Annotated in this window: 18 protein-coding genes and 1 tRNA gene; 3 read left to right on the forward strand and 16 right to left on the reverse strand. The window is 60.4% G+C overall.

The window, feature by feature from the left end; translation table 11 throughout:
• Positions 1–55: 55 nt before the first annotated feature.
• From NA619_RS05225 to rpsU, 12 genes are all read right to left on the reverse strand, one after another.
• Positions 56–1,735 carry an acyl-CoA synthetase family protein gene (locus tag NA619_RS05225; RefSeq protein ID WP_255960658.1) on the reverse strand — a complete coding sequence of 560 codons (1,680 nt, stop codon included), beginning with the start codon at positions 1,733–1,735 and terminating at the stop codon, positions 56–58.
• On the reverse strand, positions 1,732–2,310 hold the full coding sequence (locus NA619_RS05230) for a hypothetical protein (RefSeq protein WP_255960660.1): 579 nt from the start codon (positions 2,308–2,310) through the stop codon (positions 1,732–1,734). The genes NA619_RS05225 and NA619_RS05230 overlap by 4 nt, the downstream gene beginning before the upstream one ends.
• A gap of 82 nt (positions 2,311–2,392) precedes the next feature.
• A complete protein-coding gene (locus NA619_RS05235; protein ID WP_255960662.1) occupies positions 2,393–2,650 on the reverse strand; it encodes an acyl carrier protein in 258 nt (85 codons plus the stop codon).
• A gap of 10 nt (positions 2,651–2,660) precedes the next feature.
• The gene (locus NA619_RS05240) at positions 2,661–2,924 is read right to left on the reverse strand and encodes a phosphopantetheine-binding protein (RefSeq protein WP_255960664.1); all 264 of its coding nucleotides are present in this window, start codon (positions 2,922–2,924) and stop codon (positions 2,661–2,663) included.
• A complete protein-coding gene (locus NA619_RS05245; RefSeq protein WP_255960666.1) occupies positions 2,905–3,714 on the reverse strand; it encodes a lysophospholipid acyltransferase family protein in 810 nt (269 codons plus the stop codon). Before NA619_RS05245 ends, NA619_RS05240 begins: the two co-directional genes overlap by 20 nt.
• Positions 3,690–4,409 carry a beta-ketoacyl synthase chain length factor gene (locus tag NA619_RS05250; RefSeq protein WP_423836804.1) on the reverse strand — a complete coding sequence of 240 codons (720 nt, stop codon included), beginning with the start codon at positions 4,407–4,409 and terminating at the stop codon, positions 3,690–3,692. Before NA619_RS05250 ends, NA619_RS05245 begins: the two co-directional genes overlap by 25 nt.
• Positions 4,410–4,764: 355 nt before the next feature.
• On the reverse strand, positions 4,765–5,199 hold the full coding sequence (gene trxC / locus NA619_RS05255) for a thioredoxin TrxC (RefSeq protein WP_255960668.1): 435 nt from the start codon (positions 5,197–5,199) through the stop codon (positions 4,765–4,767).
• A 108-nt stretch (positions 5,200–5,307) separates the two neighbouring features.
• A complete protein-coding gene (locus tag NA619_RS05260) occupies positions 5,308–7,098 on the reverse strand; it encodes an SLC13 family permease (RefSeq protein WP_255960669.1) in 1,791 nt (596 codons plus the stop codon).
• 206 nt (positions 7,099–7,304) lie between these two features.
• Positions 7,305–7,381, reverse strand: a tRNA-Ile gene (locus NA619_RS05265).
• A gap of 115 nt (positions 7,382–7,496) precedes the next feature.
• Positions 7,497–9,353: an RNA polymerase sigma factor RpoD gene (rpoD, locus tag NA619_RS05270; protein ID WP_255960670.1), complete on the reverse strand. Its 1,857-nt coding sequence runs from the start codon at positions 9,351–9,353 to the stop codon at positions 7,497–7,499.
• A gap of 67 nt (positions 9,354–9,420) precedes the next feature.
• Positions 9,421–11,352 (reverse strand): DNA primase, encoded by a 1,932-nt coding sequence (gene dnaG / locus NA619_RS05275; RefSeq protein WP_255960672.1) that lies wholly within the window; start codon positions 11,350–11,352, stop codon positions 9,421–9,423.
• A 138-nt stretch (positions 11,353–11,490) separates the two neighbouring features.
• Positions 11,491–11,706, reverse strand: a complete 216-nt coding sequence (rpsU, locus tag NA619_RS05280; protein ID WP_003283508.1) for a 30S ribosomal protein S21 — start codon at positions 11,704–11,706, stop codon at positions 11,491–11,493.
• A 197-nt stretch (positions 11,707–11,903) separates the two neighbouring features.
• Here rpsU and tsaD point away from each other — a divergent pair, with 197 nt between their 5' ends.
• A complete protein-coding gene (tsaD, locus tag NA619_RS05285; RefSeq protein ID WP_255960836.1) occupies positions 11,904–12,929 on the forward strand; it encodes a tRNA (adenosine(37)-N6)-threonylcarbamoyltransferase complex transferase subunit TsaD in 1,026 nt (341 codons plus the stop codon).
• Between the two features lie 11 nt (positions 12,930–12,940).
• On the opposite strand, the gene plsY is transcribed toward tsaD, so the two are convergent.
• Complete coding sequence (plsY, locus tag NA619_RS05290; protein ID WP_255960674.1) at positions 12,941–13,510, reverse strand: glycerol-3-phosphate 1-O-acyltransferase PlsY; 570 nt, start codon at positions 13,508–13,510, stop codon at positions 12,941–12,943.
• Positions 13,511–13,585: 75 nt separating this feature from the next.
• Between plsY and folB the strand changes: the two genes are divergently transcribed.
• Both folB and folK read left to right on the forward strand, forming a co-directional pair.
• Positions 13,586–13,939 carry a dihydroneopterin aldolase gene (gene folB / locus NA619_RS05295; RefSeq protein ID WP_255960676.1) on the forward strand — a complete coding sequence of 118 codons (354 nt, stop codon included), beginning with the start codon at positions 13,586–13,588 and terminating at the stop codon, positions 13,937–13,939.
• Positions 13,930–14,463 carry a 2-amino-4-hydroxy-6-hydroxymethyldihydropteridine diphosphokinase gene (gene folK / locus NA619_RS05300; RefSeq protein WP_255960677.1) on the forward strand — a complete coding sequence of 178 codons (534 nt, stop codon included), beginning with the start codon at positions 13,930–13,932 and terminating at the stop codon, positions 14,461–14,463. Before folB ends, folK begins: the two co-directional genes overlap by 10 nt.
• 20 nt (positions 14,464–14,483) lie before the next feature.
• Here the strand turns inward: folK and NA619_RS05305 are convergent, their stop codons facing one another.
• The 3 genes from NA619_RS05305 to NA619_RS05315 form a co-directional block, all read right to left on the reverse strand.
• Positions 14,484–15,719 (reverse strand): multifunctional CCA addition/repair protein, encoded by a 1,236-nt coding sequence (locus NA619_RS05305; RefSeq protein ID WP_255960678.1) that lies wholly within the window; start codon positions 15,717–15,719, stop codon positions 14,484–14,486.
• Between the two features lie 84 nt (positions 15,720–15,803).
• A complete protein-coding gene (locus tag NA619_RS05310; RefSeq protein WP_255960680.1) occupies positions 15,804–17,357 on the reverse strand; it encodes a SpoVR family protein in 1,554 nt (517 codons plus the stop codon).
• A 10-nt stretch (positions 17,358–17,367) separates the two neighbouring features.
• Positions 17,368–18,639, reverse strand: a complete 1,272-nt coding sequence (locus tag NA619_RS05315; protein WP_255960681.1) for a YeaH/YhbH family protein — start codon at positions 18,637–18,639, stop codon at positions 17,368–17,370.
• Positions 18,640–18,649 lie beyond the last annotated feature (10 nt).

Consider the following 18,649-nt stretch of genomic DNA (forward strand, 5'->3'; position numbering starts at 1 on the left):
ACGTCGGCCTCGGCGGATGCGGGGAGTACAGCGGGTGCGTTGGAGGCGAGGGTAGTCACGGGTGTTCTCCCAGCAGAATGCGGCCGGACGAGCAAGACGCCTCGCCGTTACGGTATGCGAAGTGCAGTTTGTTGCGTTCGCGGTCGAAGCGCAGCGTCAGGCTCAGGTGGTCACCCGGTCGGGCGAGCTGCTGGAACTTCAGCACCTCCATGCCTTTGAAGCATGGCGGCAGATCGTCGATCAGCTCGCGAGCAAGACCAATGGCCCAGTCGATCTGCACCACGCCGGGCAGAACCGGCGTGCGCGGAAAGTGCCCGGTGAAATGGGCCAGGTCCGGCGGAATCGCCAGTTCGAGCCGCCACTGGCCATCTTCCTCGGTGCTGCCGAGCCGCTCGGGATGCAGCGGGCGCGGCGCTTGCAGCAGTGCGTCGAGTTGCGCCTGTGGCAGCTTGCCCTGGGTGTTGCTGGGCAACCGCGTCAGCAATCGCCAGCGTCGCGGCAGGGCCAGCGCTTCGCAGTGGTCGGCCAAGTGTTTGCGCAGGGTTTCGGTCAGTGCGCGGCGACCGCCATTGCGCAAGGCATGCAGCCCAGCCTCGCTTAGTGCCACCAGTGCGGCGAGGTAGGCGCGGTTGTCAGTGACTACGCCCAGCCGGGCTTCGCTGACGAAGGGGTGCGCGGCCAGTGCGCTTTCCAGCATCGGCAGCGAGATACGTTTCTCTTCCAGCTTGACGATACGATCCAGCCGGCCAAGCAGCTCGAAGCGTCCATCCTCCTCGATTCGTGCCGCATCTGCCGTCTGCTCGACATGCCCAGGCGGCAGGCAAGGTGAGGCGATGCGCAGCGCCCCCTGTTCATCCTGACTCAGCTGCACGCCAGGGAAGGGCTGCCACAGACTGCCACCCTGACGCCAGGCGATGCCGCCGGTCTCGGAACTGCCGTAGATCTCGGTCGGCAGCTGCCCGAGACGTTCATGCAGCCGCAGCGCGGCATCACCATCGAGCGGCCCACCCGATGAGAACACCCTCCGTACGCTGCGCAAGGCTGGCCAATCGAGGTTGTCACCCATGCGCTTGAGCAACGCCGGGCTGGCGACCCAGCAGAAGCTCGGATGCTGACGACTGGCGAGCTGGATGTCTTCGGAGAAAGGCTGGGCGCGGCGCAGAAAGGGGCGCCCGGCGCACAGTGGCCAGAGCACGCGAAACAGTAAGCCGTAGATATGCTGCGCAGCGACACTGGATATCACGCAGGCCTCGCCGAGATCGGCGCCCCAGCAGGCTTCGAGAATTTCCACTTCATTGGCCAGCTGGCGCAGGCGTTTGTCGATCAGTTTTGGCTCGCCACTGGAGCCTGAGGTGCAGAGCAGCAGGCGGCACTGGTCAAGATCCAGCTTCGCCGCGTCCAACGGCTCGCTCAGCAGCTCGGCAATCTTGGCGTCGCCGTCATGATCGGTCAGCCAGAGATCGGCCTGATGAGCCAGTCGTGAGCGGCTCGCCGGTTGCAGGTCAGCCGGCAGCAGTACGGTCACCCCTGCACGCCAGGCACCAAGCAGTGCGACGGCCAGTTCGCCTGCATCCTCCAGGTGTATGGCGAGCCGGGCGATACCGCGATTGCGCAGCCCGGCCGCCAGGCGCAGTGCCTGCTGGCGTAATTCGGCGTGCTCAAGCGCAGGTTCCAGCGCGATCAGACGCGACTTGGGGGCCTGAACGAGCAGGTGTTCCAGGGAAATCCAGTTCATTTATCCTTCCTGACTCGCTGGCGCACCAGCCACTCACCGGCAAACAGCAGCCCCATCAGCAGATAGGCAATCAGCCCGGTGTACAACGTCCACCAGCTCAGCGGTGCCCACAGCGCGAGACCGCTGGCAATGCTGGCGTTGATGATGAAATAACCCACCCAGACCCACGTCACCTGCCGTGTGTAGCGCACGGCAGCGGCGGGAAGCTCCGGTTCGCTAATCCGCGCGAGTCGCTCGATGATCGGCATACCGTAAACGAGGCTGCCGGCGAAGAGCCCGAGCAGGGCCAGACTGATCAGCACCGGGTACCAGCGCAGCAGCGCAGGCTCGCCGGCCAGCCCCAAAAGCAGGCAGAACAGCAGCGCTACGATCGCCAGTGTGCGGTTGATCGGCGTCTGCCTGCCGCTGAGCAATCTGGCCAGCCACAGCGCACCGAGCAGCAGGGCAAACAGCCGGGGCGACAAGTGCTCCAGGCCCAGATACACGACAAACGGGTAGGCGAGGCCGGCCAGCAGCAGGCCGAGACCTATCAGCCGGCCGGCATTCGCCTTGCCTGTGCGTGCGGATGATTGCATGCGGGTGGTGTCCGTTTGCGATGCGACCCTGGCGTCGCCCGATCAGTCGTCAGGGCAGCGGCAGGGCCGTTCTAAAGGTGGCTCAAGCGGTTTCCGGATTGACCAGGCGATACACCGCTTCCACGACATCGCCGACGGTGCGCACCGACTTGAATTCTTCTGCGGCGATCTTCTTGCCGGTCTGGCGCTTGATGTGATCAATCAGGTCGACCGCGTCGATGCTGTCGATCTCAAGGTCCTGATAAAGGTTGGCTTCGAGGCTGATGCGCTCGGGGTCGAGCTCGAAAAGTTCGACCAGCGCATCGCGAAGGGTCTGGAATATTTCTGTACGGCTGTTCATGGAGGCCTCCTCAGGCGACGGCGCGATGGGCGCTAACGTAGGCGGCCAGGCTGTCGACGCTGGCGAAGTGTTTGCGGGTGTCCTTGGCGTCAGCGTCGATCTTGATGCCGAAGCGCTTCTGGATTGCCAGACCCAGCTCCAGTGCATCGACCGAATCGAGCCCCAGCCCCTCGCCGAACAATGGCTGATCGGCTCCGATGTCGTCCGGGCCGAGGTCTTCCAGACCCAGGGCGTCGATGATCAGTTGCTTGATTTCAAGCTGTAGTTGGCTCATCGAGTGCGAGCTCCTTTATGAAGTGTCGATGCAGATGGTCATTGAGTCGCCGTGAAGCGATGGGCGCCGCTCCCCGTGCGGCGAACACCTGCGGGTCGATATCCTCACCGACTCGCAGATGGAAATGAAAACGTCTTGCCGGAATGCGGTACCAGGGCTCGGCCTTGGTCAGGGTGGTCGGTGACACCGTGATGACCACCGGCGTCACCAGGCGGGCGCCGCGTAACGCAATCGATGCCGCGCCTCGGTGAAACTGCGGCGCCTGGCCGGGTGTGGTTCGGGTGCCTTCGGGAAAAATGATCAGTGTCTGGCCCTGTTGCAATGCGTCAGCGGCCTCATCGAGCATCTCGGCGCTGCCATTGTTGCTGATGTATTGCGCCGCGCGAATCGGACCGCGGGTGAAGGGGTTCTCCCAAAGGCTTTGCTTGACCACGCAGTTGGCATCTCGGATCAGGGCAATCAGCACTACTACGTCGATCAGCGAAGGGTGGTTGGCGATCACCAGCTGACCTGGTCGCCCAAGGCGTTCCGCGCCCTCGACCTCATAGGTCAGCACGCCGCTGCGGTACATGAACTGGACGAACAGCCAGAACAACCGGCTGATCGTTTTGCGCGCGCGGCAACGATGGGCTGCGGCGTCGCCGGGTAGCAGTGCCAGCAATGGGAACACCACAACGCGCAGGCAGAGCCCGCCCAGCCCGAACAAGGTGAACGACAGTCCCGTCGCAATCAGACGCCATAGCCACGGCGCATTGGGGCGGTTGTTCAATGAGTCTGCTGCCAGTTCCATTGGCGTCTCTCCCATTGATGCTGAAAAGTGGTTTGGCCGTTCAACAGCGCACCGAGCAGCTCGATGGCATGCGGTCGCTGTGTCCGGGGCCTTTGTTGATCAGCGGTTTCAAGACTCAATTGCCAGGTGCAACCCGGCTTGAGCAGTAATGCGACGGCGTAGGGGAAAGGAACATCGCTGATCCATGGAGCATAGACCCCCGGCGTCTCGTCCTCGGCAATTACCACCAGCACGGCTGGCGCGCCTTCGGCGAGCAGCAGCGACGCTTCGAGAACTGCATGTTCGAGGCCATCACCTTCGGCAGCCAGGGACGTCATCTCGCTCGTGTCCTGTTGCTGAATCGACCAGAGCCCAATGATTGCGTTATGCACTGATAGGCTGAACTGGGTCGGCGACATCGGCTCGCCATTGGCAAGATCGTTGAGAATGGCGAAGGTGCGTGCGGTTTCACCATGGCGTGAGGCATAAACCAGTGGCATCGGTGGCCGACCCGTCGCCAGCGGAGTGGCCACGGCAAAGACCATGCGTGCCAGTCGACTCAGCCGTCGCCGTTGCATCGCCGGCAAAAAACTTACATCAGGTTGAGCATCCACGGATTGCGGGTCGAACGGATCCCGAGCCCAGGTCGCCCAGTCATCAGCGCAGGCTAAACCCGGCGCCCAGGCCTGCCATTGATCTATATCGAATTGAATCACGCGAGAACTCACCGGCTCATCCGAAGCCTTGTTATTGGCGTGTCGACGTCCCTGTGCAGCGACTATCGGTAAATGTCTGCCGTGAAAATGGCGGCATTATCCAATCGTGCCTGGACCGAGGCAAACGTTGCTTCAGCTATCCGGATAAAAGGTACGGCCGTTCGGCGGAACCGGAGACTTAGCGCACGGTCTGTAAAAGGTTGCGTCGCGTGCGTATCGTGTGATCGTCAATGGTGCAGCCTGCGCCCGTATTGCATCGAGCGTTCGAACGCCTGCCTCTCCTGTAAGGGGCTCTCGGATGGAAGGCTGTCATGCCGCAGACAGATTAGCCGCGGTAAAGGCGCCTACGCTGAAGCTAGTCAACACCCTGCTGCTTGAGCCATGCCAGCAGCTGCGGCAATGGCAGTGCGCCGCTCTGGCGGGCAAGTTCACGTCCATTCTTGAAGAGAATCAGGCTTGGGATCGAACGGATGCCGAGCTGTGTTGACAGCTGCGGGGTTGCCTCGCTATCCAGCTTCGCCAGCCTGCAACGTCCCTTCAATTGGCTGGCGGCTTGGGCGAAAGTAGGTGCGAAACTCCGGCAAGGCCCGCACCAGCTGGCCCACACGTCCACAAGCAACGGCAAATCGCCCTTGATCTGATTGGCGAAGCTCGCCTGGTTCACGTCGAAAGGTGTGCCGGTCAACACGTTTGATTTGCAGCGACCGCAGCGTGGATCTTCGGCCAATCGCTCGGTAGGGATGCGGTTGAGCCCGGCGCAGTGCGCACAGGGGACGATGAGGGCGCTCATGAGAGTCTCCGCGATGGCGTATCGTTGCTTAATTTGAGGCAGCCCGAGCAAATATCAAGCTGGCGCCAGCGCAACCAGTCATGCTCGGCCGCGCGTCCGACGCTTCAGCTACAAAGGCGTCAGCGGCCAGAACAGCGGAATCACCAGCGTTGCAACGACCCACAGCAGCAGGTTCAGCGGAATGCCAACCTTGAGAAAGTCGGTGAAGCGGTAACCGCCGGCGTTGTAGACGAACGTGTTTGTCTGGTAACCGATGGGCGTCGCAAAGCTGGCGCTTGCCGCGAACATAACCGCGACGACGAACGCACGGGGATCAATGCCGAGCTGCTGAGCGAGGCCGATGGCGATCGGAGTGACAAGTACGGCAACAGCGTTATTCGACAGAATTTCGGTCAGCACCGAAGTAAACAGGTAGATGAAGCTCAGCATGAACAGCGGCCCAGCCCAGGGCGTCAGCCCCACGACGTTGGAGACGATCAGTTCGACCAGCCCGACCTTGTTCATCGCTACGCTGATGGCGAGCATGCCGAAGATCAGGCTGAGAATCTTCCAGTCCACTGCTTTATAGGCGTCTTCGACATCCAGGCAGCGTGTCGCCAGCACCGCGGCGGCCCCCATGATTGCCAGCCCCTCGATCGGCATCACGCCTAACGCGGCCAGGAGCATGACCGCCAGCGTGGCGCCGATGGCGATCGGCGCCTTGTCCCGGCGAAACGAACGTTCCTGCACAGCGTTCAGGCTGATCAGCTCACCGTTGTCGGCAAAACGCTTGATCTGCGCAGGTGTGCCTTCCACCAGCATCACGTCGCCAAACTGCAGCTGAAAATCGTCGAGGTTTCCCTGGATATTTTCATCCTGGCGGTGCACCGCTAGCACGTTGATTCCGTAGCGCGCCCGGAGGTCGAGGTCGCGCATCGGTCTGTGGCTGTAACGCGAATTGCGCCCTACGATGGCTTCGGCGAGCACTTCGTCATCGCTGCTGATCGTCTCGAAGGCATCGTCACGATTGAACGTGAGATGACCGCTGCCACGCAGCTCGACCACGTCCTTGACCTGCCCGTGAATCACCAGCACATCGCCTGCCTGCAAGCTGAAGTCATGCTCGGGCCGGCTGTGCAGGTGCACGCCGCGGCTCACTTGCAGAACCTGCAGCCCGCTACCCCCGTTGAGGTTCGCCTCGGCGATACTCTTGCCGATGACCGGGGAGCCCTGTGGTACCCGCAGCTCACTCATGAAGGTGCGGTCCAGACGAGGGCCGAGTAGCTTGGACAGGGTGTCGCGCTCCGGCAGCAGATGCTTGCCGATGGTCAGCATGTAAAGCATGCCAGCGGCGGCCAGAATCAGCGCGGCGCCGGTGATTTCGAACATGCCGAACGGCGGAAGCCCGGCCTTGCGCGCCACACCGTCGACCAGAATGTTGGTCGAGGTGCCGATCATCGTCAGCGTGCCGCCCAGGATGGTGGCGTAGGAAAGAGGGATCAGCAGCTTTGACGGCGTGGTGCCGGCGCGCTTGGCCAGCGAAATCGCTACCGGCGTCAGGATAGCCACCACTGGCGTGTTGTTGAGAAAGGCTGATATGACCAGCGCCGTTATTGTCAGGCCGCCGAGTACACGCGTCGGGCTGGTGCCCACCAAGCCGCCGAGCCAATTGCCCAGCGCATCGATACAGCCGGTGCGCTCGAGGGCTGCGGAAATCACGAACATGCAGGCAATGGTGACGGGGGCAGAGTTCGACAGCACGCCAAGCACTTCGGCGGGCGTCAGCAACTGACTTGCAATCAGCACAGCCACTGCGATCGCCACAACGATATCCGGGCTCCACGTCTCTCGCACGAACGACACCAGCACCCAGAGCAGCAAGGCGCAGACAAACAGAAGCGGCAGCGATTCGAAGAGCATGAACGTCCTTAACGTGGCGCAGCGAGCGCCTGCAGACAGCGGCTTTGCGCGCACGATAGAGGGCGTTGCTTAGAGAGTCTAGAATCGTTTTATGTTGTTTATATGCGCTTTAGTTATTAACGATTAGCGCGCTTGTCGTCATGGGTGTCGCCCGCCCTTACGAGCTGATAAAAATGAAAAAGCCGCGCAGTGCGCGGCTTTGGAGTTGGTGGGCCCACACGGACTCGAACCGTGGACCAAAGGATTATGAGTCCTCTGCTCTAACCAACTGAGCTATAGGCCCTCAGAGGCCGGCGGATTATACCGGTGGTGTTGGGCGTGCGCCAAGGGCAGCTTGTGTACGTCGTTGTTTTATCTGGCTGAAAGCAAAACCCCCGGCCTGGGCCGGGGGTTTTGGTTCACTCGTCGAGGAAGGAGCGCAGATGCTCGCTTCTCGTCGGGTGGCGCAGCTTACGCAGCGCCTTGGCTTCTATCTGACGAATCCGCTCACGGGTGACATCGAACTGCTTGCCGACTTCCTCGAGGGTGTGGTCGGTGTTCATGTCGATGCCGAAGCGCATGCGCAGTACCTTGGCTTCACGGGCAGTGAGGCCGGAGAGGACTTCGCGAGTGGCTTCCTTGAGGCTCTCCACAGTCGCCACGTCGATTGGCGATTGCATGGCGGAGTCTTCAATGAAGTCGCCCAGGTGCGAGTCTTCATCGTCACCAATCGGCGTCTCCATGGAGATTGGCTCTTTGGCGATCTTCAAGACCTTGCGGATCTTGTCCTCAGGCATTTCCATGCGCTCGCCAAGCTCTTCGGGCGTGGGCTCGCGGCCCATTTCCTGCAGCATCTGACGGGAGATGCGGTTGAGCTTGTTGATTGTCTCGATCATGTGCACAGGGATACGGATGGTCCGCGCCTGGTCAGCAATGGAGCGAGTAATCGCCTGGCGAATCCACCAGGTGGCGTAAGTCGAGAACTTGTAGCCGCGACGGTATTCGAACTTGTCCACCGCCTTCATCAGGCCGATGTTGCCTTCCTGGATCAGGTCGAGGAATTGCAGGCCTCGGTTGGTGTACTTCTTGGCGATCGAAATAACCAGTCGAAGGTTCGCTTCAACCATTTCTTTCTTCGCGCGGCGGGCCTTGGCCTCACCGATCGACATGCGACGGTTGATGTCCTTGATGTCGGTAATCAGCAGTTCGCATTCTGCTTCCAGCGCCAGCAGCTTCTCCTGGCAGCGTTGAATCTCGTCCTTGCGCTCGGCGATGGCTTCGGCGTATTTGCCTTTGCCGCCGGCTAGCTTGTCTGCCCAGCCGAGATCGGTCTCGTTGCTGGGGAACTGGCGCAGGAAGTCAGCGCGAGGCATGCGTGCATCGCGCACGCAAATCTGCATGATGGCGCGTTCCTGAGCGCGAACCTGGCTCAGGGCATTGCGTACGCGGTCTACCAGCGCATCGTATTGCTTGGGGATGAGCTTGATCGGCATAAACAGCGTTGCCAGCTCTTGCAGGGCATCGGTTGCCTGCTGGCTGCCGCGGCCGTGTTTCTTCAGCGCTTTCTTGGCGACGTCCAGCTGTTCTGCAACGGCACCAAAGCGAACGCGAGCGACTTCCGGATCCGGACCGCCGTCACCTTCTTCTTCGTCGCTGTCGGAATCGTCTTCTTCTTCGTCGTCCTTGTCGTCACCGGCCGCTTTGGCAGCCGCTTGCGGAGCGACGGGCTCGACCTCTACCTGCGGGCCGGCAGCGCCGTCGTCGTCAGGATCAATGTAGCCACTAAGGATGTCAGATAGGCGGCCGCCTTCGGTGGTGACGCGCTCGTAGTCGGCAAGAATGCCATCGACTGTGCCCGGGAAGTGGGCAATTGCGCTCATCACCTCGCGAATGCCTTCCTCAATGCGTTTAGCGATTTCAATCTCGCCTTCGCGGGTCAGCAATTCGACGGTGCCCATTTCACGCATGTACATGCGCACTGGGTCGGTGGTGCGGCCGATGTCGGTTTCTACAGCGGCGAGCGCCGCAGCGGCCTCTTCTGCTGCAGCTTCATCGGTATCGGCTTCGGCCAGCAACAGGGCATCGGCATCCGGGGCAACCTCGAATACATTGATACCCATGTCGTTGATCATGCGAATGATGTCTTCCACCTGTTCCGGGTCGGAAATATCCTCCGGTAGGTGGTCATTGACCTCGGCGTAAGTCAGGTAACCCTGCTCACGGCCACGCTGGATCAATTCTTTGAGGCGGGACTGCTGTTGCGCTTTTCCGGACATATAACCCTATCCACTGACGGTTCTGGCGGGCTGAAAACAAGCTGAGCATTATAGCTGAGCAAGGACCTCACGCGCCAGTTGAGGTCGATATTGCGGGTGCTGAGTTGCGATTTAGCAAGTTGCGCAGCTGATCTTTCTCCTCTGCGCTGAGTTCACCCTGGCGTGCTTTACGCAGCAGCGTCTCGAGGCTGCGTTCGCGTTGTCTGGCGGCCAGGGTAGTTATGGTGTCGAAAAACTGTTGTTCAAGGTTATCGGCCGAGATTAGCCATTCTTTCTCGGCAAGCGCGCGTAATAGACGCCCTTGGTCGGTTCCATGCCAGCGCGCGATCAGTTGCAGGCTGCGCAGCTTGGGATTCTTCTGAAGCGTGCCGAGCAACGCCACGAGCAGTTGTGCGTAGGTGTCGTCTTCAGCTGCAAAGTGGCTGGCGTCTTCTACTTTCTGGGCGAGCTCCGGATGATGCAATAGTGTGCGCAGCGTGGTCAGGGCTGGTGGTTCCACCGTGGCCGGCGTTCGTGGTCCGCGTGGTTTGAAGTCTGGACGCTGACCAGGCTTTTTCCAGTCTTTTTTCCATTCTTTATTGCCGTTACGTTTCGGCTGAGCTGGTTCCGCGGGTGCGTAGTAGTCGCCTTCGTCGTGCCCGGATCCTGCACCGTAGTAAATACTGTCGTCGTATTCCGGCGCGGCGCTCGACGGTGAAGCGCTCATCTGCTGAAGCGCTTCGCTATGCAGGCCGGTTATTTCGCCCAGTCGCTGTCGCATCAATGCGCGCAGATTGGTACCTGGAATCTTTTCGATGAGCGGCGCAGCCAGCGTGGCCAGGTGAGCCTTGCCCTCCAGCGAGCGAGGGTCAGCTTCTTCACTGAGCTGCTGAAAAAAGTAGTCGGCCAGCGGTTGAGCTTGTTGCTGGGTGCGGGCCAGAAACGCGTCGGTTCCTTCGCGGCGAACCAGGCTGTCCGGGTCTTCTCCGTCGGGTAGAAAGAGAAAGCGTGCACGGCGGCCGTCCTGCAGATTCGGCAGTGTCGACTCCAGTGCGCGCCACGCCGCCTTGCGGCCTGCTCCATCTCCATCGAAGCAGAACAGCACGCTGGGAACGATGCGAAAAAGGCGTTTGAGGTGTTCATCGCTGGTGGCTGTGCCCAGTGTGGCAACAGCGTTGCGCAGCCCCTGCTGGGCCAGCGCGATTACGTCCATGTAGCCCTCGACGACTATGATCTCATCCAGGTCGCGGTTGGCTTTGCGTGCCTCGAAAAGCCCATAGAGTTCCTGTCCCTTGTGAAAGACGGGTGTCTCGGGTGAGTTCAGATATTTAGGTTTGTCGTCGCCCAGTACGCGGCCGCCGAAGGCTATGACCCGTCCGCGGCTATCACGAATAGGGAACATGACCCGATCGCGGAAACGGTCGTAGCTTCTACCGGTCTCGGCATTCTCGATCAACAGGCCGGCATCGATCATTGCTTTGTGTTGAAGCGTGTCGCCGCCCAGGTGCTTCATCAGGTTATCCCAGCCGGGCGGCGCAAAGCCAAGGCCGAAATCTCTGGCGATTACGCCCGATAGTCCGCGACCTTTGAGGTATTCCACGGCAGCCTTGCGCGCCGGGTGACCTTTGAGTGCATGTCGGTAGTATTCGGCTGCGGACTCAAGCAGCGGGTATAGCGGGGAGTCCACGGGCTGACGGGGCTTGCGGCCCGGTCCGCTTTCTTCGCGCGGTACTTCCATCCCGGCGCGTTTTGCCAGCTCTTCAACAGCCTTGGGGAACTCCAGGCTGTCGTGATCCATGATGAAGCCGAGCGCATTGCCGCCAGCGCCACAGCCGAAGCAATAGTAGAACTGCTTGTCCGGGCTGACGCTGAAGGACGGGGTCTTTTCCTTGTGGAAGGGGCAGCACGCGGTGTAGTTCTTGCCTGCTTTTTTCAATTGAATGCGCGAACTCACCACCTCGACGATGTCGGAGCGGTTGAGCAGGTCATCAATGAAAGATTGCGGGATCAAGCCGGCCATAGGGGTATGAGAATACGCTCGCAGTGTTCGGGCCGGAATGAAAAAAACTCCGACCATTCGCCGGCTGGCGAAGCGGAGTCTCCTTCAAATGCAAAGCCCGGCATTGGCCGGGCTTGATGCAGCGTCAGCTGTACTGGATCAGTACAGGCGAACGCTACGGCGCTGTTCGCGCTGCACTTTCTTGGCGTGACGCTTAACTGCGGCAGCGGCTTTACGCTTGCGCTCGGCAGTAGGCTTTTCGTAGAACTCACGGCTGCGGACTTCGGCCAGAACACCGGCCTTTTCGCAAGAACGCTTGAAGCGACGCAGAGCTACGTCGAATGGTTCGTTCTCTTTGACTTTAACGTTGGGCATCCAGGACGTACCTTCACTTGTTTACCGGTTACAACGCGCTTCGGCAAATATCGCGAGCACGCTGGTTTTAAGGGTTGCGGATGTTAACGCCTTGCCGCTTGGAATGCAAAGCCCCCTGATCGAAAAGCGCTGGTCGGTCGCCGGCCCCGACGATTAATATGCGCGGCTTCATTCGCTTCTTCGAAAGGGTCGTGCCCATGCTGGTGCTGGGGCTGGAAACTTCATGTGATGAAACTGGCGTCGCGCTCTATGACAGCGGGCAGGGGCTGCTGGCTGATGCATTGTTCAGTCAGATCGACCTGCACCGTGTCTATGGCGGCGTCGTGCCTGAGCTGGCCTCGCGCGATCACGTCAAACGAATGCTACCGCTGATCCGTCAGGTGCTCGCCGAGGCTGGACGCGAATCCAGCGACATTGATGCCGTTGCGTATACCGCCGGCCCCGGTCTGGTTGGTGCCTTGCTGGTCGGCGCTTCCTGTGCGCAGGCGATGGCATTTGCCTGGGGCGTTCCAGCAGTCGGTGTACATCATATGGAAGGTCATCTGTTGGCCCCTATGCTAGAAGCGCAGCCGCCGGCATTTCCGTTTGTGGCGCTGCTGGTTTCCGGCGGGCATACGCAGCTGGTCCGGGTCGATGGGATCGGTCGTTACGAGCTGCTGGGGGAGTCGGTTGACGACGCGGCCGGTGAGGCGTTCGACAAGACGGCCAAACTGATGGGTCTGCGATATCCCGGTGGTCCCGAGATCGCTCTGCTCGCCGAGCAAGGTACGCCCGGGCGTTTCGTCTTTCCACGACCCATGACCGACCGGCCAGGTCTGGACTTCAGTTTCAGCGGGCTCAAGACCTCCACCCTGACAACCTGGCAAAACTGCCGTAACGCTGGGGACGATGGCGAGCAGACCCGCTGTGATGTCGCCTTGGCGTTTCAACAGGCGGTGGTCGACACCCTGACGATCAAGTGTCGCCGTGCGCTGAAGCAGACGGGACTGAAAAACCTGGTTATTGCCGGAGGCGTGAGCGCCAACACCGCGCTGCGCAGCAGCCTTGAAGCGATGCTGCATGAAGTGAAAGGACAGGTGTTTTATGCCCGGCCCCGTTTCTGTACGGATAACGGGGCGATGATTGCTTATGCCGGTTGCCAGCGGTTGCTGGCTGGGCAGCGTGATGGCCCTGAAATTTCGGTACAGGCGCGTTGGCCAATGGAGACGCTGCCGGCGATATGAATGCCGGGAGGCTAGAAGTGTCGCTCCTTGCCAACCGACAGGTCGCGCAAATTATTCCGGTGGCGCCAGACGATGAGCGCAGCTAGCAGGGCCATAGGCCATATTGCCTCAGGCTGTTGCCAGGCAAGCAGTGGGAGGCACAGCGGTAAGGCGGCCAGTGCGGCCAGTGAGCTGGTGCGCTTGAATTTGAAGACGACCAACCAAATGATCAGCGCCAAAGCCGCGGTGGGCGGATGCAGGCCGAGCAGGGCGCCGGCTGTTGTAGCGACGCCTTTGCCGCCCCGGAAGCGAAAATAAAGTGGATAAAGATGCCCAATAACTGCCGCCAGTCCGATCCAGGCTTGTTGTTCGATCGTCAGGCCAAGCGTTGCGGCGAGCAGGACGGGCAACAGCCCCTTGAACAAATCACCGAGCAGGGTGCTGATGGCCAGGCCCTTGCCGGCCAAGCGCAGCATGTTGGTAGCACCGGGATTGCCCGACCCGCTGACCCTCGGGTCGGGTGCGCCAGTCAGGCGACTGAGTAGAATGGCGAAAGACAGCGAGCCGGTCAGATAGGCGAGCAGTATTAATTGCCAGAACATGGCATCCATCCGGGGCAGGGAGCTCCTGAGTCTAACGGCCAGCCGTGAAGTTGTCGTGCCGTGGGAGAGCGTAGCGTGGACACAGTTTTCATCGAAGGGCTGGAAGTGGATACCCTGATCGGTGCCTATGATTGGGAGCGCGGAATTCGTCAGTGCCTGCATCTGGACCTGACCTTGGGCTGGGATATTCGTCCCGCTGCGGTCAACGACGAGCTCGACAAGGCTCTGGACTATGCTCAGGTGACGGTCGCCATCGATGAGTTCGCCCAGGCGTCGCGCTTTGAACTCGTCGAAACCTTTGCCGAGCGCCTGGCAAGCGCGCTCATGAGCCAATTTGGTATTCCCTGGCTGCGGCTGCGAGTGACCAAGCCGGGCGTCAATACTCGTGCCAGGGCCCTGGGTGTGGAGATCGAACGCGGATGTCGCTGACTCACGTACTGTTGGGGCTCGGCAGCAATGTGCGCCGCGAACAAAACCTGACCGCTGGCCTGGACGCACTGGAGCTTATGCTCGGCGGCATGGAATGCTCTCCGGTTTTTGAAAGCCTGGCCGTCGGCTACAAGGGCGACAACTTTTTTAACCTTGTCGTCTCTGGCACAACAGCGCTGCCGTTGATGGAGCTGGACCGCCGGCTCAAGTTCATTGAGGCCGACAATGGCCGCTATGCGCCGGACCGCAAAGGCTTGCCTCTCGATATCGATGTACTGATGTATGGCGATCTAGTGGGCAACTTTCATGGTCTGGAGTTGCCGCGGCCAGAGACATTGAAGAACGCATTTGTGCTCTGGCCGCTAGCGCTACTTGCGCCAGACACAGTCCATCCCCAGGCGGCGCTTAGTTTTGCTGAACTCTGGCGAGCGGCGGCTATTGAACAACAGCTCTGGCCAGTGCCGTTCAACTGGAAAGGCAGGGAGCTGACCCCGCTCGCCCTTATCCAAAGCAGCAAAAGCTAGAGCCACCGCTTGCGCGCTCGTCAGCAGTTCAGTGTTTTCCAGGCGCTGCTTTGCTGCTGATACTTTTCAACCGCGGCCAATCGCTCACGCTTGAGCGCTTCGCCCAGCTCCGCTCCCTTGTGGCCTTGATCGATCAGCGGTTTTGCTTGCACGGCGCGTGCTGCGTCGGCGGCGCCGCGCAGGTGCCGGGCCTGCGGGTAATCGCGTGATCCCTGGCCTGGGCGGCCCGTTGCATCCATCTCCAAGGTAGCGATGAACTGCTCGAAACGTTCAGGGCGGCGGTAGATGTCGAAATGCTGAAGCATGTTGAGAAGGATATTGGCGGGTAGCTGCAGGCAGTCCTGCGCCTGGCTATGAAATTCGCCCGTGAGCAGGGCCAGCTCCTGGCAGTCCCGCGGCACCTTGAATCGGGTGTTTAGGGCTTCGATCATCTGCAGGCACTGAGCGTCGCGAGTGGACGGTTGGTGACCCGGTTGTTCCTCCTTGCCAAGCGGCTGGAGCAGGCAGGCCCAGCGGACGGGGAGTGGCTGCTGCTGATTTGCGCATTGGCGCAACGTACGAAGTACATGGTGCCCGGCAGACATTTCGGAATCTGCCTGTGTGGCTGACCCTTTGAACAGCTGTTCGACCTCGGGAAACAGCACCTGCAAAGCGCCGCAATCGCGTAGTACTTGCAGGAAAACATCCGGGCGAGGCTCCATCAGCGCGCGTGAAATCTCTTTCCAGCTTCGTTCCGGTGTCAGCGCGTCCAGCTCGGCAGACTCGGCGAGCTGGCGCATCAGCACCTGCGTTTCAGGTGCGACGTTAAAGCCGAGCTCCGCGTAGCGCGCGGCAAAGCGAGCCACACGCAGCACCCTCAGCGGATCTTCGGCGAACGCAGGGGAGACATGTCTGAGCTGGCGGGCGGCAAGATCTGCCTGGCCCCCGTACGGATCGATGACGTGGCCATCCGAATCCTCCGCCATGGCATTGATAGTCAGGTCGCGACGGGTGAGGTCTTCTTCGAGCGTGACGTCGGGGCTGGCGTAGAAGGTGAACCCGCCGTAACCGCGGCCGCTCTTGCGCTCCGTGCGGGCAAGCGCATATTCCTCGCCAGTGGTGGGATGCAGAAACACGGGAAAATCAGCGCCTACCGGGCGAAACCCCTTGGCCTGCATGTCTTCAGCACTGGAGCCCACCACGACCCAGTCCACTTCGGTCACGGGTCGCCCTAACAACCGGTCACGCACCGCTCCGCCAACTTTATAAATTTGCATGTAGTCCTCCGTTGCGGCGGAGGATAAACCATAGCCCCGTGGCGGCAAGCCACGAAGCCTGGAGACAAGCGGGGCGGGGGTGGTTCAGATTGGTGGAAGGGACAGGTTCATGCCCGGAAACTTGGCTTCGGCATCCGGCTCGACACGCGGCGGCATATGGTGCGTGGCAACGAGCTTGTCGTCCTGCATCGATTGCAGGTGCACGTCGAAGCCCCAGAGCCGATGCAGGTGTTTGAGCACTTCATCCGTGGAGCCGCCCAGTGGCTTGCGATCGTGCTGCTGGTGACGCAAGGTCAGCGAACGATCACCACGGCGGTCGACGCTCCAGACCTGCACATTAGGTTCCCGGTTTCCCAGGTTGTACTGTGCGGCCAGCAACTCCCGAATCGCGCGGTAGCCGTTCTCGTCGTGGATGGCCGGGACCAGCAGCTCATCCTTGTGGTCATCGTCGAGAATGCTGAACAGCTTGAGGTCGCGGATCACCTTGGGCGAAAGGAACTGCAGGATGAAGCTCTCGTCCTTGAAGTTGTTCATCGCGAACTTGACCGTGGTGAGCCAATCGCTGCCGGCAATGTCCGGGAACCAATGTTTGTCTTCCTCGGTGGGGTGTTCGCAGATTCGCCTGATGTCCTGATACATGGCGAACCCCAGTGTGTAGGGGTTGATGCCACTGTAGTAAGGACTGTCGAAACCGGGCTGGTAGATGACGCTGGTATGGGACTGCAAGAACTCGAACATGAATCCGTCGGTCACCAGGCCTTCGTCGTAGAGGTCGTTTATCAAGGTGTAGTGCCAAAAAGTGGCCCAGCCTTCGTTCATGACCTGGGTCTGGCGTTGCGGATAGAAATACTGCGCGATCTTGCGCACGATGCGCACCACCTCGCGCTGCCAGGGTTCCAGCAATGGCGCGTGCTTCTCGATGAAGTAGAGGATGTTTTCCTGCGGCTCAGCCGGGAAACGCTGGTTCTGCTGGCGTTCATCACCTTTGTCGCCAAGCTTGGGAATGGTTCGCCACAGATCGTTGATCTGCTTTTGCAGGTGTTCTTCACGATCCTTCTGCCGGCGGCGCTCTTCCTCCGCGGAGATGGGGTAGGGGCGCTTGTAACGATCGACACCGTAGTTCATCAGCGCGTGACAGGAGTCGAGGAGGTCTTCCACGGCGTCGATCCCGTGCCGCTCCTCGCACTGCATGATGTATTGCTTGGCAAATACCAGGTAATCGATGATCGAACTGGCGTCGGTCCAGGTGCGGAACAGGTAGTTACCTTTGAAAAAGCTGTTATGGCCGTAACTGGCATGGGCGATCACCAGCGCCTGCATGGTGATGGTGTTCTCTTCCATCAGATAGGCGATGCAGGGATCGGAGTTGATCACGATCTCGTAGGCCAGGCCCATCTGTCCGCGGGTGTAGGACTTTTCTGTACTGAGGAAATGCTTGCCGTAGGACCAGTGGTGATAGCCCAGCGGCATGCCGACCGATGCGTAGGCATCCATCATCTGCTCGGCGGTGATGACCTCGATCTGGTTGGGGTAGGTGTCCAGCGCATAGCGCTCGGCGATGCGGCCGATCTCGCGGTCGTAGGTGCGGATCAGCTCGAAGGTCCATTCCGAGCCGGTGGAAATGGGCTGTCGTTTCATGCTGCGTACCTCAGCTAGCCATGCGCCGCTGGAAGAGCTCGCGGAACACCGGATAGATGTCTCCTGCGGTTACCAGTTGCTGCTGGGCGAACGAGTCACCGAAGGCTTCGGCTACCTGGTTGTATTCGTACCACAGCGCCTGGTGTTCGCGCGGAGTGATTTCGACGTACGAGAAATACTGGACGAACGGCATGATCTGGTTGATCAGGATGTCCCGGCATACCGGCGAGTCGTCGTTCCAGTTGTCACCGTCGGAGGCCTGTGCGGCATAGATATTCCATTCGTTGGCCGGATACCGCTCGGCCATGATCTCCTGCATCATTTTCAGCGCGCTGGAGACGATGGTGCCGCCGGTTTCCCGGGAGTAGAAAAACTCTTCTTCGTCGACTTCCTTGGCACTGGTGTGATGTCGGATGAACACCACCTCGATCTTGTCGTAGTTCCGCTTGAGGAACAGGTACAGCAGGATGAAGAAGCGCTTGGCAATGTCCTTGGTTGCCTGGGTCATGGAGCCGGAGACGTCCATCAGGCAGAACATCACCGCTTTCGAGCTCGGGTTGGGATGCTTGACCAGCAGGTTGTACTTGAGATCGAACGTGTCCAGAAACGGCACACGGTGGATGCGCGCGCTGAGCCGCTCGATTTCTTCCTCGGCTGCCTGGATGTCGGTGAAATTGGCAGGCTCCTCAAGCTTGAGCCGTGCCAGCTCGGCTTTGATCTCCCGCAGTTTCGCGCGGCTGCTGCCGGACAGCGCAATCCGGCGAGCGTGGGCCGAGCGCAGGGTACGAACGATGTTGATACGTGAAGGGTTGCCTTCGTTACTGATCCCTGCACGGACCGTCTTGAAGGTGTCGGTGCCGGTCAGATGGCGTTTGACCAGGTTGGGTAGTTCCAGATCCTCGAACATGAAGTCGAGAAACTCTTCCTGGGTGATCTGGAAGACAAAGTCATCCATTCCCTCGCCGCTGTTGCTGGCCTGGCCTGCGCCTTGCCCACCGCCGCCGCCCTGCGGGCGAGGAATGCGCTCACCTGCGATGAAATCCTTGTTGCCGGGATGGACGATGGTCTGCCGACCGCCACGCCCGTGGTGAAGGATCGGCTCATCGGTGTCCCGACCGGGAATACTGATCTGTTCACCGTGCTCCATATCGGTAATGGAACGGCGTCCAACGGCCTCCTCCACGGCTTTCTTGATGTGTCCTCGGTATCGCTGCAGGAAGCGCTGGCGATTGACCGTGCTCTTGTTCTTGCCGTTCAGACGGCGGTCTATCACGTAACTCATAGGCCCCTCC

It is taken from the genome of Stutzerimonas stutzeri, assembly GCF_024448895.1.
GTDB lineage: Bacteria > Pseudomonadota > Gammaproteobacteria > Pseudomonadales > Pseudomonadaceae > Stutzerimonas > Stutzerimonas stutzeri_Q.